The sequence below is a fragment of the Klebsiella sp. 7-CIP_Kleb. genome (assembly GCF_050378655.1).
Lineage (GTDB): Bacteria > Pseudomonadota > Gammaproteobacteria > Enterobacterales > Enterobacteriaceae > Klebsiella > Klebsiella quasipneumoniae.
Window position 1 is genome coordinate 309,119 of sequence record NZ_JBNRLJ010000002.1, and the last position, 15,445, is coordinate 324,563.

The following is a 15,445-nucleotide window of genomic DNA, read 5'->3' on the forward strand; positions in this document are numbered from 1 at the left end:
GTTACAACCCTGCCATTTTTTTCGACTGCATATAGAGAACCGCCGTCAGCGGCAGCGAAATGATGATCATCAACAGCGCGTAGGGCGCCGCCGCCACATAGTCGATCTCGCTGGTTAACGCCCAGAAGCCGGTCGACAACGTGCGGGTGCCTAACGGCGAGAGCAGCAGCGTGGCGGTAAGCTCATTGCTGACGCCAAGGAACACCAGCGCGGCGCCGGCGGCCGCCCCCGGGGCGGCAAGTCGCATGGTGATACTCCACAGGGCGCGGGCCGGGCTGCGTCCGAGACTGCGGGCGACGTTTTCCAGCTCCACCGGCGCCTGGGCGATACCGGCGCGCAGGTTAATCAGCGCCCGCGGCATAAACATTAACAAATAGGCCAGAAACAGCGTCACTTCGGTCTGGTACACCGGACGGGCATAGTGGATGGTGACGGTGACCAGCGCCAGCGCGGTCACAATGCCGGGCAGCGAGCTGGTGATGTAATTACACCCCTCCAGCAGGCGGAACAGCGGACGCGGATAGCGCACGCCGAGCCAGGCGATGGGGATCGCGCAGACCGTCGTCAGCAGCGCCCCGCCCGCCCCCAGCAACAGAGTCTGGCGCAGGGAATGCCACAGATCGGCATGTAGCCAGTTATCGATACCGCCCAGCCACAGCCAGCGCCCCAGGACCAGCAACGGCACCCCCATCGCCAGCAGCACCAGCAGCAGAAACAGCAGCTGCGCGCCGAAGGCGGCCCCTTTACCCAGCACCAGGCGCTTCTGCTCGCGCGCCGCCCCGGCGCCGATACGCGCATAGCGCGCTTTACCACGCGAAGCGCTCTCCAGCAGCAGGATCGCCAGACAGCACAGAGCCAGCACGCCCGCCAGCATATTGGCGGCCGGACCGCTGAAGGTCGACTGGAACTGATCGTAAATGGCGGTAGTGAAAGTATCGAAGCGGATCATCACATACAGACCATATTCCGCCAGCAGATGCAGGGCCACCAGCAGCGCACCGCCGCAGACGGCCAGCCGCAGCTGCGGAAGCACCACCCGGAAAAACACTTTCCACGGCGGCGTGCCCAGCGACGCGGCGACATCCTCAAGGGTGGGATCGAGTCGGCGCAGCACGGCCGCCACCGGCATATAGATAAACGGATAGTAGGCCAGCACCGAGAGAAACACCCCAGCGCCCAGGCCATGCAGCGAGGGTACAGCGCTGATCCAGGCGTAGCTCTGGACAAAGGCCGGAATGGCCAGCGGGGCCACCGCCAGCGCCGACCACAGCTGCCGCCCGGCAAGCGCGGTACGTTCCGTCAGCCAGGCCAGCGTCACGCCAAGCACAATGCTGATGGGGACAGTCAGCACCGTCAGCCACAGGGTATTGCTGAGCAGTTCGCCTACCCGCGGGCGAAAGACCAGCGCTTTGATTGTCGGCCAGCCGGTATCGAATCCGACCGCCACCACAAACCCTAACGGCAACAGCGCCAGCAATGAAAACAGGAGCGCTAAGGCAACCATCGGAAATGCAGGACGCCTGCGCTCAGGCAGGCGTCCTGTTTTCTTTCCGAGCGACAGACTCAGAACAGACATAGCAACATCACTTCCTCAGGATCAGAGCAGGCCAGCCTGCGTCATCAGTTCAATGACCTTTTTACTGTTCAGCGAGGAAGGTTCCACCTTCGGGGCATCCAGATCTTTCAGCGGGGTCAGTTTCGGGTTAGAGGCCGCGTCTACCCCCACCGCATATTCGAAGGCGTTATTGGTGCGCAGCGCATCCTGTCCCTGCTTACCGGTGATCCATTTAATAAAGGCCTGCGCCTGTGCTTTATGTTTGCTGGAGGCCAGCACGCCGCCGCCGGAAATGCTGACGAAGGCCCCCGGATCCTGGTGTTTGAAGTAATACAGTTGGGTGTTTTTGCTGTTCTCGCCGGTTTTTGACTGGTCAACGAAGCGATAGTAATGATAGATCACTCCGCCGTCGATCTGCCCGGCGTTGACCGCTTTCATCACCGTGCTGTTGCCTTTATAGGCGACAAAGTTGGTTTTCATCGCCTTCAGCCAGTCGAGGGTCGCCTGCTCACCCTTCAGCGCCAGCATCGCGCTGACGATAGCCTGGAAATCAGCCCCCGATGGCGAAGCCGCCCAGCGGCCCTTCCACTCCGGTTTTGCCAGATCCATCAGCGAGTGCGGCAGCTGCGCCTCGCTGATTTTTGCCGGGTTATAGACGAACACGGTGCTACGCGCGGCGATGCCAATCCAGCGACCGTGCTGAGGGCGATATTGTGCCGGAACCTGCTGCAGAGTGGCCGCATCCAGCGGGGCAAAAAGTTTGGCGTTATCAACCAGCACCATCGACGGTGAGTTCTCGGTCAGAAACACATCGGCTGGCGACGCGGCGCCTTCCTGAACCAGCTGATTACCCAGCTCGCTGTCATCGCCATTGCGCAGCGTGACTTTAATACCAGTCTCTTTCGTAAATCCATCCACCCACGACTTCACCAGATTTTCGTGTTGGGCGTTGTAGACCACAATCCCGTCCTGACCGTCAGCCGCCATCCCCTGCGGCGCCAGAAACAGAGAAGCGGCAACCAGCGCTGCCGTACAGAGGGGCGATAAGCGAGATTTCATGAACGCATCCTTAATGAACCAGGGAAATTAATGGTAAATAGCCTGAGCGGAGAGGATTAAATCACAGCAAAAAAAGAATGATAATGAAAACAATTATCATAAACTTAAAAAAGCAAAAAATAGCGCAAGCACGCCACTACGGACTGGAAAATGCTAATAACCAGCCGGCCCAGAAAAATATATTAAGAAAACATTAATTTTTTATTTTTATTACCGGCAGAAGAGGTACGTAGCGTCAACGCGATATAACCGGCCTTTGTCGGCAGGTATTGTGATAGCGATCATATTTTTATGATGCACCGTCATCGCGGAAGTTATCTCCCTTCTACGATCATAGAAAAGCCTTTACTGCCAGAGAGATGGTTCACTTTATGCACAAACACCATTGCATGCCCAACAAATGAAAGAGATAAAGCGACGAAACGCATGGATTGCCTTTTCCCTGGCGCTGGTGGTATTTCTGGCTGGCGTGTTCGTAATAAACTGGCAACTGTGGCATTCCGATCAGGCCTCGCATGTCGCCACCGCCCGTCAGGCGGCAAAGAAAATCGCCGTTATTCTGGATGAGGCCCGCGCAGCAACGATGACGGCGATGAACGTTAGCCGCGGCGGTTGCTCCGTGCAGGGCCAGTTTCAGCTCGGGACCGAGGCCGCCCTGCAGCCGCATCTGCGCACAATTGTGCTGGTAAAACAGGGCCAGGTGTGGTGCTCGTCGCTGCCGGGCAATCGGGTACTGATGCTCCATCCTGAGTCTTTACCCGATGAGCCACTGCAGCTGATGCCCGCCAGAATGATGGTGAATAAGCGGCCAGTGCTGATCTATCACACTCGTTCGGCGCAGGTAAGAGTCATTGTCAGCATCAGCGATATCCATTTGCGCGATGCCTTGTATAGCGATGAGGATAACGGCGGGCTGGCGCTTTTGGTTCACAATCAAATGATTGCCAGATATGGCGATGTGAAGCCACTCAACGCTGGTCCGAACCAGGATATTTTTAGCTCACCAGACTATCCATTTCACATTGCCTATCCTGAGTCGCCTTTTTTTAGCCCCGGCCGCTTATTTCATAATGGGTCCGGGCTGCTGATTTTTATTTTCTCTGTTTCGTTGCTGTTTTATTTTCTGTTGCGCAAATACCTCAATGTCTATACCTCAGAAGAGGAGAGGCTGCGCTACGCCATCGCTCAGGGCGCTATCGTTCCCTACTATCAACCGCTGGTGAACGGGAAAACCGGAGAGATCTATGGCGTGGAAATCCTTGCCCGCTGGCCAAACACCACGGCGCAGTGGCGTTCGCCCGCTGAATTTATTCCGCTGGCCGAGCGTACCGGCTTGATTATCCCACTCACTTGTAGCCTGATGGCGCAGGTCGCCGCCCAGATGAGGCCGATCTTCAGTAAGCTGCCGGACGGGTTTCATATCGGCGTCAATATCAGCGCATCACATATCAACGCTCCGTCGTTTATCGATGACTGCCTGCACTTTCAGCGCGGCTTTGAGGGCACAGCGGTGAAGCTGATGCTGGAGATCACCGAACAGGAGCCGCTGTTGCTCAACGAGGCGGTTGTCGACAAGCTCAACGCGTTACACTCCCGCGGGTTTTCCATCGCGCTGGACGACTTTGGCACCGGCTATTCCGGGCTTTCCTATCTGCATGAGCTGGTTTTCGACTATATCAAAATCGATCAGAACTTTGTCGGCCGGGTGACTGACGAGGCGCCGTCAAGCAAACTGCTGGACTGCGTGATAGAGATGGCGCGGACGTTGTCACTGCGCATCATTGCCGAGGGCGTCGAAACTCAGGCCCAGCTGGATTATCTCAATCGCCAGAATATTCATCTGTTGCAGGGCTACTTTTTCTGGAAGCCGATGCCCTACGTCGCGCTGGTGATGCTTCTGCTGAGCAAACCAAAGGCGCGGATTATCGAAGAATGAACGGGGGATCGATAATCCGCGGCCTTCCAGGCCTGCCTGAGCGTCATTTCGCAGTCAACAGGTTCAGTGCATCCTGACGAGTCTCTTTAATCGAAAAGACGCGATCCATGCGGGTGAGCTTGAACAGGTTTTGGATTGTCCCATTGACCGAGCAGAGCACCAGCTCTCCCTGCCCACTGACGCTCTTGAGAATGGATACCAGGGCGCCCAGGCAGCTACTGTCGATGAAATCGACATGGCTCAGGTCCAGCACCAGGTTTTTCGTCTGACCGTCAAGGGCCACAAGAACCTGCTGCTTAAACGCTGATGCGACGGAAGCATCCAGCCGGCGAACCAGGGGGACAATGACCTTGACGCCCTGCTCAGTATGTAATTCAACGTTCATGTTCATCCTCAATGTTGGCTGATAACCGTCGACGCGTCCCTGCTCTGTTCGGCATGTGCTCTCTTTAGCACCTGATACCCCAAATATCCCTGGCGTAGCCGCGGATGGTTCGGTCGCTGGAAAATTCCCCCATCCGGCAAATATTGAGCAAGGCCCGGCGGTGCCACTGATCCGGCTGTTCAAAATCGGCCATTGCCTGCCGTTGCACCAGACAATAACTGTCGAAATCCAGCAGATGGCAGTAATGATCGGCCCCTGTCAGCATCTGATGCAGTGGCGCAAACAGCTCGCGATCGGCTGAAAACAGCCCGGACACCAGGCTATCGACAACACGCGCGATAGCCGGGTTGTCATGATAGAACCCATGATGCCGCCCAAGGCGTCGGCTCTCTTCAATCTCTTCCGCCACCGCGCCAAACAGATAAAAATTCTCGCTCCCCACCGCCTCGCGGATTTCGATGTTCGCCCCATCATAGGTGCCAATAGTTAACGCCCCGTTCATGGCAAACTTCATATTGCTGGTGCCGGACGCCTCGGTGCCGGCGGTGGAAATTTGCTCAGAGAGATCCGTGGCGGGAATGATTTTTTCCGCCAGCGAGACTTTATAATCTTCGAGGAATACCACTTTAAGCTGCCCGGCAACCTGCGGGTCACTGTTAATTTTTCGGGCAACGGTATTAATCAACTGAATAATCAGCTTTGCCATCCGATAGCCTGGCGCCGCTTTACCCGCAAACAGATGCACCTTTGGCGCGATAGTACGCCCGTTCTCTTTGATATCCAGATACAGCGCGATCACGTGCAGAATATTGAGCAACTGGCGCTTGTATTCATGAATACGTTTGACCTGACAGTCAAACATCGCCAGCGGATCCAGCGCGATGCCGTAGCGTTGAGCCACCAGCTCGCTGAGTGCGGTTTTATTGGCAAATTTTATGGCCCGGATACGCTCAATCACGGCTGGCTCGCTGGCCAGATCTTCCAGGCGGGAAAGCAGGGGTAAATCAGTTGGCCACCCTTCCCCCAGTTGTTGCTGTAAAAATTCTGCCAGGCCCGGGTTAGCCTGCTGCACCCAACGACGCGGCGTGACGCCGTTGGTCTGATTAATGAATTTCTCCGGGGTCATAAAATAGAAGTCGGGCACCAACTGTTTTTTGACCAGTTCCGAATGCAGCCACGCTACTCCGTTGACGCGGTGGCTACCGACAATGGCCAGATTAGCCATGCGAATTTGCTTATCGTGATGCTCGTCAATTAAAGACAGTGAAGATAACAGATGAGGTTTATCCGGCCAGCGCCGGGCTACTTCTTCAAGGAAACGATGGTTAATCTCAAAGATAATCTGCAAATGACGCGGCAGTAGTTTCTCAAACAACGACACCGGCCAGGTCTCCAGCGCTTCCGGCATCAGCGTATGATTGGTATAGGCGCAGGTATTTTGCGTTATCTCCCACGCCTGCTCCCATGGCAGTCGGTATTCATCGACCAGGATCCGCATCAGCTCCACCACCGCTAATGCCGGATGGGTGTCATTAAGCTGAATAGCCACATGCTGCGCTAGCAAAGTAATGTCGTCATTAACCTCGGCATAGTCACGAAAAATATCCCGTAGCGTACAGGCCACCAAAAAATACTCCTGCGTCAGACGCAGCTCTTTTCCGGTCAGGACCTCATCGGAAGGATAGAGTATTTTTGAAATATTCTCCGAGGCGATTTTCTCACTTACTGCCTTAATATAATCCCCGCGATTAAAAATATGGATATTAAAGGAGTCAGAGGCCACCGCGCTGTAAAGGCGCAGCGTGTTAGTTGATGTATCCCGGTAGCCGGAAACAAAATAATCATGGGGAATACCGATGATGGTTTTCCAACCGAGCCACATCGGATTGTAGTTGCCATCAATATCTTCGCTGTGCTCAATATACCCCCCCAGCGGGATCAGAATTTGCTGAGCGTGATGCTCCACCAGCCATGGGGAATGCATGGAGTGCCAGTCATCAGGATGCTCGACCTGCTGATCGTTTTGAAAGGACTGGCGAAAAAGCCCATATTCGTATTTGATGCCATGCCCGGATGCGGCAATATCAAGGGTAGCCATCGAGTCGATAAAGCAAGCGGCTAAACGGCCTAACCCGCCGTTACCCAGCGCGGCGTCAGGCTCCTCGTCAAGGATCAGTTCAAGATCAAACCCCAGGTCATTGACCACCTGGCGCATCTCATCCAGTAAATTCATATTCACCAGGTTATTACGCAGCGACTGGCCGAGTAAAAATTCCATCGACAGGTAGTAAACGCGCTTTTTTCGATCTTCGCGCTGCCGCGCCTGGCTCGTCAGAAAATGGTCCTGCTGAAAATGACGAATGGCTAGCGCCACCGCGTTAAAAATATCGCCATTTGTCGCTTTATTTAAGTTAACACACAGCGTGTATTTTAATTTCTGTTCAACCAACGCCCGTAATGCTTTGATATCTTGCGGGTTAATGACAGGCATGCTGACCTCACTGGTCTCTGTTTCTGCGAAAGCACCATGGCAGGTAAATCATCGTTTTCCAAGTATAGACGAAGATATTTTGCACCAGGTTTTTTATTCCTGAGCACCATTTCCGTTTATAATGTGAGACTGAATAATTAAAATAACAACAATTTGAAATGGATTAATCGTCACATTTTCACCAGCGATAACGCTGCAGGCAGGGTGGGTTTGCGCAGTCGTGACGTGAAGATGACGCGCCGTCAGAAAGACCAGGGGAAAAGTAAAAAGGGGTTACCTTTCGGTAACCCCTTCTTTTATATGGCGGAAGCGCAGAGATTCGAACTCTGGAACCCTTTCGGGTCGCCGGTTTTCAAGACCGGTGCCTTCAACCGCTCGGCCACACTTCCGGTGTGAGGCGCACTATAAACACCTCGGCGGATGCTGTAAAGCACCATTTTGTTCAACTGCCTTAAAAACAAACAATTTTGTGTTATTCGTCTGAATTTCAGGCAGTTCGCGCAGAAAATCAGCGCCCGTCGCCGCTAGCGGATGGGTGTTTTTTAATGTACATGTCTTTGGTGTAGTAATACCCCAGCTTATCCGGCGTGAAGCCTCCCACCCAGGGTTTCACTAAATGGGTACGCACATAGTGATAGACCGGAATGGCGGGAACATCCTGCGCCAGCAGATCTTCCGCTTGTTGATAGTATTTGCCCCGGCTAGCCACATCGGAGGCTTTCGCCGCATTGCGCAGCGCCTCATCGTAAGCCGGGTTGCTGTACTGACTGGTGTTCTCGCTATCCCCGGTACGGAAAGTGTTGAGGAAGGTGGCAGCATCGTCGTAGTCGGCGGTCCAGGCATAGCGGACAGCGTCAAAGTTATGCGTATGCATGGTATCCAGCATCGTCTTCCACTCCTGGTTCTGCAGCTTCACCTCGACGCCGAGGTTTTTCTTCCACATAGAGCTGGCGGCGATGGCGATACGCTGGTGCGACTCATAGGTGTTATACAGCAGGGTAAAGACCAATGGGTGACTGTCATCATACCCCGCCTGCGCCAGCAGTTTTTTCGCCTCGGCAATCCGCTTCTCGCGCGGCCAGCTGGCGTAATCCGGGTTGTGCAGCGTCACGCCGCCGATATCCGGCTGGCTGATCACCCAGGCCGGGCGCTGCCCCTGGCCAAGTACTTTTCCGGCAATGATATCTTTATCAAGCGCCATATTCAGCGCGCGACGCACTCGGGCGTCGTTAAACGGCGGCCGGGTAGTATTGAATTCGTAGTAATAGGTCGCCAGCTGCGGCGAAACGTCCAGCTGGTCGCCCATGGTTTTCTGCAACTGCGCAAACTGATTGATCGGCACCGTATAAACAATATCGATCTCCCCCGCTTTGTAGCGGTTGACATCGGCAGCCTCGGAAGAGATGGGCAGGTAAGTCACTTTATTAATAACGGTGTGCGCATTATCCCAGTTCTTCGCATTACGTTCAGCCACCAACCGCTCATTCACCACCCATTGGGTCAGCTTATACGGGCCGCTGGTAACGATATGCTCTGGGCGGGTCCATTTATCGGCAAAACGCTCCACCAGCACTTTGTCGATCGGTACCAGCGAAGGGTGCGCCAGCATCGCCAGGAAGGCGGCATTCGGCTGGTTCAGAGTGACCTGCAGCGTGGTGTCGTCCAGCGCTTTCACCCCCAGCGTCTCTGGTCCCTTTTGCCCCAGGGCAATTTCACGGGCGTTGGCGATATGCATATTGCCGGGATAGCTCGCATAGGGGGAGGCGGTGGTTGGCGAGACCAGCCGTTGCCAGCTCCAGACGATATCCTGCGCCGTGATGGCCGTGCCGTCGGACCAGGTCAGACCAGGGCGTAAATGGAAGGTCCATAACAGGTTGTCCTTGTTTTCCCAGCGTTCCGCCAGTCGGGGCTGGATCGCCCCCGCAGGCGTCACGCTGACCAGCCCTTCAAAGAGATCGCTAATGATGTTGAATTCAATGTCGCTCTCGACTTTATGCGGATCGAGTGAGGCAGGTTCACTGCCGTTATTTCTGACCAGTTCCTGCTTTTCTGCCAGCTGAGTCCCCGGCGGCACCTGCGCCGCCTGCGCCCCGCCGAACATTGCTATCATACTTACGGCCAGGAGCGTTCGCGTGATGTGATTGTTTTTATGTAATGTCATTTCCCTTTGCCTTTAACGTACGGAGTTATTCCCCCTTCCACACTTAGTCGCAGAATTTCAATAAAGCAATATTTTTCAGCAACCTATAAGATTTCGATCGGCTCACCGAAGCGAAACGCGAAAACATATCGCTTTTTCCAATCCACGTAGAATTTTATGCTAGTCAAACGCGGCAAAAACTAAGTAAAGATGGGTAAAAGCATTAGGGCTTCACGCTTGTTTTTCTTATTCTTTATCCCTAATTACATCTGTCATAAGAGAGTGACTCATGGATCGCATAATTACATCATCGCGTGACCGTTCCTCGCTGCTCAGCACGCACAAGGTTCTGCGTAACACTTACTTCCTGCTCAGCCTGACGCTGGCGTTTTCCGCCATCACCGCTACCGCCAGCACGGTGCTGATGTTGCCTTCCCCGGGGCTGATTTTGACCCTCGTGGGGATGTACGGTCTGATGTTCCTGACCTATAAAACGGCGAATAAGCCCACCGGGATTATTTCCGCCTTCGCCTTCACCGGCTTTCTCGGCTATATCCTTGGGCCGATGCTGAACGCGTACCTTTCTGCCGGCATGGGCGATTTAATCGGCCTGGCGCTGGGCGGTACGGCGCTGGTCTTCTTCTGCTGCTCGGCCTACGTGCTGACAACGCGCAAAGACATGTCTTTCCTCGGCGGGATGCTGATGGCCGGCGTCGTGGTGGTGCTGATTGGTATGGTCGCTAACCTGTTCCTGCAGCTGCCGGCGCTGCACCTGGCGATTAGCGCGGTGTTCATCCTGATCTCTTCGGGCGCCATCCTGTTCGAGACCAGCAACATCATCCGCGGTGGTGAAACCAACTACATTCGCGCCACGGTCAACCTGTATGTCTCGCTGTACAACATCTTTGTCAGCCTGCTGAGCATCCTGGGCTTCGCCAGCCGGGACTAACCGCTCCCCTGCTACCAGAGGCCTCGCTTATGCGGGGCCTTTTTTTTTGCTACACTGCGGCCAATTTCAGGCGGTATGTGAAAAATTATGTTTATTTTTGAAGGCAACGAAATTGAGACGGATAGCGAAGGCTATCTGAAGGATACTACCCAGTGGAGCGAGGCGATGGCCGACGTTATCGCCGCACAGGAAGGGATAACGCTCGCCGTTGAGCACTGGGAAGTGGTGCGCTTTGTGCGCGAGTTTTACCTTGAATTCAACACCTCACCGGCGATCCGCATGCTGGTCAAGGCGATGGCCAACAAGTTTGGTGAAGAGAAAGGCAACAGCCGCTATCTCTATCGCCTGTTCCCGAAAGGCCCCGCCAAACAGGCGACCAAAATCGCCGGGCTGCCGAAGCCGGTGAAGTGCATCTAATAGAGGATCGCGAATTTGTCCCAGCTGCGGGTGGGTTGATGGGGTTCAGTCAACACCCGGTCAACCCGCGCGCTGCGCGGCCCGCCGGCTTTCAGCCAGGCGATGAGTTTCTCCACCTGCTCCGCCTCGCCGCAGGCAAGGACTTCTACGCCGCCGTCGTCCAGATTACGGGCATAGCCGGTCAACCCCAGCTGCAGCGCTTCCCGCTGCGTGGAATAGCGAAACCCTACGCCCTGAACGGAACCGTATACCCATGCCATGGTGCAGATACTGGCCATTAACCTCTCCTTTTGACTTACCCTTTACGCTGAGGATAGCAAATTCGCTCAGCGTACGTGCTTTGGTAGTAAACCATAGTGCTGGCGAAAGCGCGCGGTAAAGCGCGATCCCGACTGATATCCGCTGTTCTGCGCGATTTCGCCTATTGGCCGCGAGGTGGTCTGCAGCTGTCCCAGGGCGTGGGCCATCCGCACCTCCTCGACGATCTGGCGAAAACTCTGCGATTCCTGCTGCAGACGACGGCGCAGCGTGGACTCTCCGAGAAAGAGCATTTTCGCCACCCGCGACACGCTCCATGCCTGCGCCGGCGATAGCATGACCAGCTGCCGAACCTGCGCCGACAGATCCTGCTGCCGCTCGACGAGCAGCGGGCCGGCATACCCCGCCTCGTGGAGCGCCAGCAGCAGGCCCATGGTCTGGTGCTGCTGCAAAGCAGTGGATAATCCTTCCCGCACCGCCTGCAGAACGCTTTGCCACATAAAAGCCAGCTCACTGGTCACCGGGGCGCAGAGCGAAGTCAGACGCCCCGGTGGTTTTTCGCTGAGATAGCGGGTCTTAAACGCCGTCAGCAGCTCAGGCGTCAGCGACAGCAGATCGGAGCAAAAGAGGCCGTTGTCCGGCTGGTTAATCACTTCCAGCTCAACGTCAGCCGGCAACACAATCAGCTGTTGCGGTGTCGCCAGCACACGGCTCTCCCCTTGCACAATCACTTTGCTGCCGCGTTTCACCCGACAGAGCGCCGGGGAAAACAGACGCACGCGGTGCAGCCTGCACAGCCGTCGGGTGGTAATCTCCGCGGCGGTCAGGGCGTTATGCTGAAAATGGATACTCTCCATCAGACCGACCTTTTGTTTTAGCGCCCGGCCGTCGCCGTCAATTGCGCGCTGGCGAGAGCATGGCTGTGTAACAGATACCCGACCAGCGCCCCGCTGGCCTCGGCATTCACCGGCAGCGTGGGGACATCCAGCGCCCACACCGTAAAACGGTAGCGGTGCGGTTTATCTCCCGCCGGCGGGCAGGCGCCGCCGAAGCCGGCATAGCCAAAATCATTGCGCCCCTGCACCGCTCCGTCCGGCAGTGTAGCGCTGTTTTTATCTCCCGCACCAGCGGGTAACGAAAAGACGCTGCTGGCGATATTGACCACCGTCCAGTGCCACCAGCCGCTGCCGGTAGGCGCATCAGGATCCCGGACGGTGACCGCGAAGCTGCGCGTCCCCGCTGGGGCATTTTTCCATGCCAGCTGCGGAGAGACATTGCCTCCGGTACAGCCGAAACCGGCAAACCAGTGCTGCTGGGCCAGCGCTTGCCCGTCATGCATATCATCGCTGCTTACGCTAAACGGCGCTGCCATCGCGCCACTGCTCACTGCCGCGACCATCGCCACGGTCATCCGCATTCCTGTTTTCATCGTCTTCTCCTCCTGGGGGTGAGAAGACAGGGTATGACAGTCCATGCACGGTGAATGTGCCGATGCGCCTGCGTTTTGTGCCGAAACGCTCACCTGCGCCTGCCGGAGGAAAGATGCTTGCGTGCGCCAGGTGTGCTAATCTACGCGCCATTTTTCGGTGCCGACATTCCCGTTGCTTAAAGGTAGCTCCATGACAGATTCCCTATTCCCCCGCTTAGTGTTAGCCAAAGGACGCGAGAAATCCCTGCTGCGTCGCCATCCGTGGATTTTCTCCGGCGGCGTCGCCCGTATGGAAGGTAAAGCCCGCAGCGGTGAAACCATCGATATCGTTGACCATCAGGGAAAATGGCTGGCCCGCGGCGCTTACTCGCCCTCGTCACAGATCCGTGCCCGCGTGTGGACATTCGACCGCAACGAAGCCATCGATAACGCCTTCTTTGAACGCCGCCTGCAGCAAGCGCAAACCTGGCGTGCCTGGCTGGCCGAGCGCGATGGCCTCGACAGCTACCGTCTGATCGCCGGCGAGTCTGATGGGCTGCCGGGCGTGACGATCGACCGCTTTGGCAACTTTTTCGTGCTGCAGCTCCTCAGCGCAGGCGCCGAATACCAGCGCGCCGCCATTATCAGCGCCCTGCAGACCCTGTTCCCGGACTGCGCCATTTACGACCGCAGCGATGTCGCGGTGCGTAAAAAAGAGGGTCTGGAGCTGGCCCAGGGGCCGGTGGTGGGAGAACTGCCGCCAGCGCTGCTGCCGATTACCGAGCACGGTATGAAGCTGTTGGTTGATATTCAGGGCGGGCACAAAACCGGCTACTACCTCGACCAGCGCGACAGTCGCCTGGCGACCCGTCGCTACGTGGCGGACAAACGGGTGTTGAACTGCTTCTCCTACACCGGCGGCTTTGCGGTGTCGGCGCTGATGGGCGGCTGCCGCAAGGTCACCAGCGTGGATACCTCGCAGGAGGCGCTCGACGTTGCGCGCCAGAACGTGGAGCTCAACGGACTGGATCTGTCCAAAGCGGAGTTTGTGCGCGACGACGTGTTCAAACTGCTGCGTAAGTACCGGGATCAGGGAGAGAAATTCGACGTCATCGTGATGGATCCGCCGAAGTTCGTGGAAAACAAAAGCCAGCTGATGGGCGCATGCCGCGGCTATAAAGACATCAATATGCTGGCGATCCAGCTGCTGAACCCCGGCGGCGTGCTGCTGACCTTCTCCTGTTCCGGCCTGATGACCACCGATTTATTTCAGAAAATCATCGCAGATGCCGCAATTGATGCCGGGCGTGATGTACAATTTATAGAACAGTTCCGTCAGGCTGCCGACCACCCGGTGATCGCAACCTACCCGGAAGGGCTGTATCTGAAGGGGTTTGCCTGTCGCGTCATGTAACTTGAAAAACGAAACATGAGCCTCATATAGGGAGTATTCATGTTTCCCAGGAGGTGCCTATGATAGCCAGCAAATTCGGTATCGGCCAACAGGTCCGCCATACGCTCTTGGGCTACCTGGGCGTCATCGTCGATGTCGATCCCGAGTACTCGCTCGCGGAGCCGGAAGAGGATGAAATTGCCGCTAATGACGAACTGCGTGCGGCGCCCTGGTACCATGTAGTGATGGAAGATGATGACGGTCAGCCGATCCACACCTATCTGGCTGAAGCGCAGCTGAGCAGCGAACTCCGCGACGAACACCCGGAGCAGCCGTCCCTTGACGAACTGGCCAAAACGATTCGCCAGCAGCTGCAGGCTCCGCGCCTTCGCAACTAAACAAAACCCCGCCTGGCGGGGTTTTTTGTTATTTTGCTAATCCCAGTCTCGGCAGCTCTATGGCCGGGCAGCGATCCATCACCACGTTTAACCCGGCTTCTCTGGCCAGCACTGCGGCCTGCTCATTGATCACCCCCAGCTGCAGCCACAGCGTTTTCGCGCCGATAGCAATCGCCTCCTGCGCCACGCCCCATGCCGCTTCTGAATTACGGAAGACATCAACCATGTCGACCTTTTCCGGAACATCGGCAAGCGTTCCATATCCCTGCTGCCCCAGCAGCGTCTTGCCCGCCACCTTCGGCGAAACCGGGATAACGTGATACCCCTGATCCAGCAGATACTTCATGACCCGGTAGCTCGGACGGTCAGGTTTGTCGCTGGCTCCGACCAGCGCAATCGTCCGTGTCGAGGTCAGGATGTCAGCAATATCATTCTCTTTCATGGTTTCCTCCTGCTATTTCACCTAAGTGTATGCTAATCCGCAGCAGGGGGCCATCCAGGCTAACCCACAGATCCAGCAAAATTTTCATCCGCGATGCTTGCAGCGACAGCCACATTCAGTAATCTGTCAACAGGTCAAAATGTGGAATGAAAATATGGAACTGACAACACGTACCCTGCCCGCGCAAAAACATATCGCGCTGGTGGCTCACGATCACTGCAAAGATATGCTGATGAAATGGGTTGCTCGCCATCAGGCGCTGCTGGCGCAACATGTTTTGTACGCCACCGGCACTACCGGCAACCTGGTCTCCCGGGCTACCGGGCTGGAGGTCAATGCCATGCTGAGCGGCCCGATGGGCGGCGACCAGCAGGTGGGCGCCCTCATTTCAGAAGGCAAAATCGACGTACTGATCTTCTTCTGGGATCCGCTGAACGCGGTTCCTCACGACCCGGATGTCAAAGCCTTGCTGCGCCTGGCTACGGTCTGGAACATTCCGGTCGCCACTAACGTCTCCACCGCTGACTTTATTATCCAGTCGCCGCACTTCGCTCAACCGCTCGATATTCTGATCCCGGATTATCCACGCTATCTTGCCGAGCGCCTGAAATAAT

The 15,445-nt window shown here is 56.1% G+C and carries 14 protein-coding genes, 1 tRNA gene and 2 pseudogenes; 7 read left to right on the plus strand and 10 right to left on the minus strand.

All coding sequences use genetic code 11. The features are described 5' to 3' along the window. Position 1: 1 nt before the first annotated feature. Positions 2-1,576, minus strand: coding sequence for an ABC transporter permease (locus ACQUTI_RS09180; RefSeq protein ID WP_017899472.1), 1,575 nt, complete (start codon positions 1,574-1,576; stop codon positions 2-4). Between the two features lie 21 nt (positions 1,577-1,597). Beyond that, a complete protein-coding gene (locus tag ACQUTI_RS09185; RefSeq protein ID WP_023317875.1) occupies positions 1,598-2,614 on the minus strand; it encodes an iron ABC transporter substrate-binding protein in 1,017 nt (338 codons plus the stop codon). 400 nt (positions 2,615-3,014) lie between these two features. Here ACQUTI_RS09185 and ACQUTI_RS09190 point away from each other — a divergent pair. Together ACQUTI_RS09190 and ACQUTI_RS09195 are read left to right on the plus strand one after the other, a co-directional pair. Beyond that, positions 3,015-3,626: pseudogene (locus tag ACQUTI_RS09190) on the plus strand (CSS-motif domain-containing protein); the annotation flags it as partial. Between the two features lie 162 nt (positions 3,627-3,788). Beyond that, positions 3,789-4,550, plus strand: a pseudogene (locus ACQUTI_RS09195) (EAL domain-containing protein); the annotation flags it as partial. A gap of 43 nt (positions 4,551-4,593) precedes the next feature. Here the strand turns inward: ACQUTI_RS09195 and ACQUTI_RS09200 are convergent. The 4 genes from ACQUTI_RS09200 to ACQUTI_RS09215 all read right to left on the minus strand — a co-directional run bounded on the left by ACQUTI_RS09200 (position 4,594) and on the right by ACQUTI_RS09215 (position 9,587). Next, positions 4,594-4,935, minus strand: coding sequence for an STAS domain-containing protein (locus ACQUTI_RS09200; protein ID WP_048295782.1), 342 nt, complete (start codon positions 4,933-4,935; stop codon positions 4,594-4,596). A 64-nt stretch (positions 4,936-4,999) separates the two neighbouring features. Beyond that, complete coding sequence (locus ACQUTI_RS09205; RefSeq protein WP_186602195.1) at positions 5,000-7,426, minus strand: glycogen/starch/alpha-glucan phosphorylase; 2,427 nt, start codon at positions 7,424-7,426, stop codon at positions 5,000-5,002. Between the two features lie 301 nt (positions 7,427-7,727). Then, positions 7,728-7,815, minus strand: a tRNA-Ser gene (locus ACQUTI_RS09210). Between the two features lie 119 nt (positions 7,816-7,934). Then, entirely contained in the window at positions 7,935-9,587 is a 1,653-nt protein-coding gene (locus ACQUTI_RS09215; protein ID WP_065879004.1) for an ABC transporter substrate-binding protein, read from the minus strand. 268 nt (positions 9,588-9,855) lie between these two features. On the opposite strand from ACQUTI_RS09215, the gene yccA reads away from it, so the two are divergent. Beyond that, positions 9,856-10,515, plus strand: coding sequence for an FtsH protease modulator YccA (gene yccA, locus ACQUTI_RS09220; protein ID WP_205439808.1), 660 nt, complete (start codon positions 9,856-9,858; stop codon positions 10,513-10,515). 87 nt (positions 10,516-10,602) lie between these two features. Beyond that, positions 10,603-10,932, plus strand: a complete 330-nt coding sequence (tusE, locus tag ACQUTI_RS09225; protein ID WP_004201447.1) for a sulfurtransferase TusE — start codon at positions 10,603-10,605, stop codon at positions 10,930-10,932. On the opposite strand, the gene yccX is transcribed toward tusE, so the two are convergent. The 3 genes from yccX to ACQUTI_RS09240 are packed head-to-tail and all read right to left on the minus strand — an operon-like array spanning position 10,929 to position 12,619. Further along, positions 10,929-11,210 (minus strand): acylphosphatase, encoded by a 282-nt coding sequence (gene yccX / locus ACQUTI_RS09230; protein ID WP_004201446.1) that lies wholly within the window; start codon positions 11,208-11,210, stop codon positions 10,929-10,931. The genes tusE and yccX overlap by 4 nt on opposite strands. A gap of 48 nt (positions 11,211-11,258) precedes the next feature. Beyond that, on the minus strand, positions 11,259-12,047 hold the full coding sequence (locus tag ACQUTI_RS09235) for an AraC family transcriptional regulator (RefSeq protein ID WP_004201445.1): 789 nt from the start codon (positions 12,045-12,047) through the stop codon (positions 11,259-11,261). Between the two features lie 17 nt (positions 12,048-12,064). Next, entirely contained in the window at positions 12,065-12,619 is a 555-nt protein-coding gene (locus ACQUTI_RS09240) for a YbhB/YbcL family Raf kinase inhibitor-like protein (RefSeq protein WP_017899466.1), read from the minus strand. Positions 12,620-12,809: 190 nt separating this feature from the next. Here ACQUTI_RS09240 and rlmI point away from each other — a divergent pair, with 190 nt between their 5' ends. Then, positions 12,810-14,012 carry a 23S rRNA (cytosine(1962)-C(5))-methyltransferase RlmI gene (rlmI, locus tag ACQUTI_RS09245; RefSeq protein ID WP_017899465.1) on the plus strand — a complete coding sequence of 401 codons (1,203 nt, stop codon included), beginning with the start codon at positions 12,810-12,812 and terminating at the stop codon, positions 14,010-14,012. A gap of 59 nt (positions 14,013-14,071) precedes the next feature. Continuing rightward, complete coding sequence (gene hspQ / locus ACQUTI_RS09250; protein WP_017899464.1) at positions 14,072-14,389, plus strand: heat shock protein HspQ; 318 nt, start codon at positions 14,072-14,074, stop codon at positions 14,387-14,389. A 28-nt stretch (positions 14,390-14,417) separates the two neighbouring features. Here hspQ and ACQUTI_RS09255 read toward each other — a convergent pair whose 3' ends face one another. Continuing rightward, a complete protein-coding gene (locus ACQUTI_RS09255; RefSeq protein ID WP_004201441.1) occupies positions 14,418-14,831 on the minus strand; it encodes a CoA-binding protein in 414 nt (137 codons plus the stop codon). Positions 14,832-14,985: 154 nt separating this feature from the next. Between ACQUTI_RS09255 and mgsA the strand changes: the two genes are divergently transcribed. Next, positions 14,986-15,444: a methylglyoxal synthase gene (gene mgsA / locus ACQUTI_RS09260; protein WP_004201439.1), complete on the plus strand. Its 459-nt coding sequence runs from the start codon at positions 14,986-14,988 to the stop codon at positions 15,442-15,444. Position 15,445 lies beyond the last annotated feature (1 nt).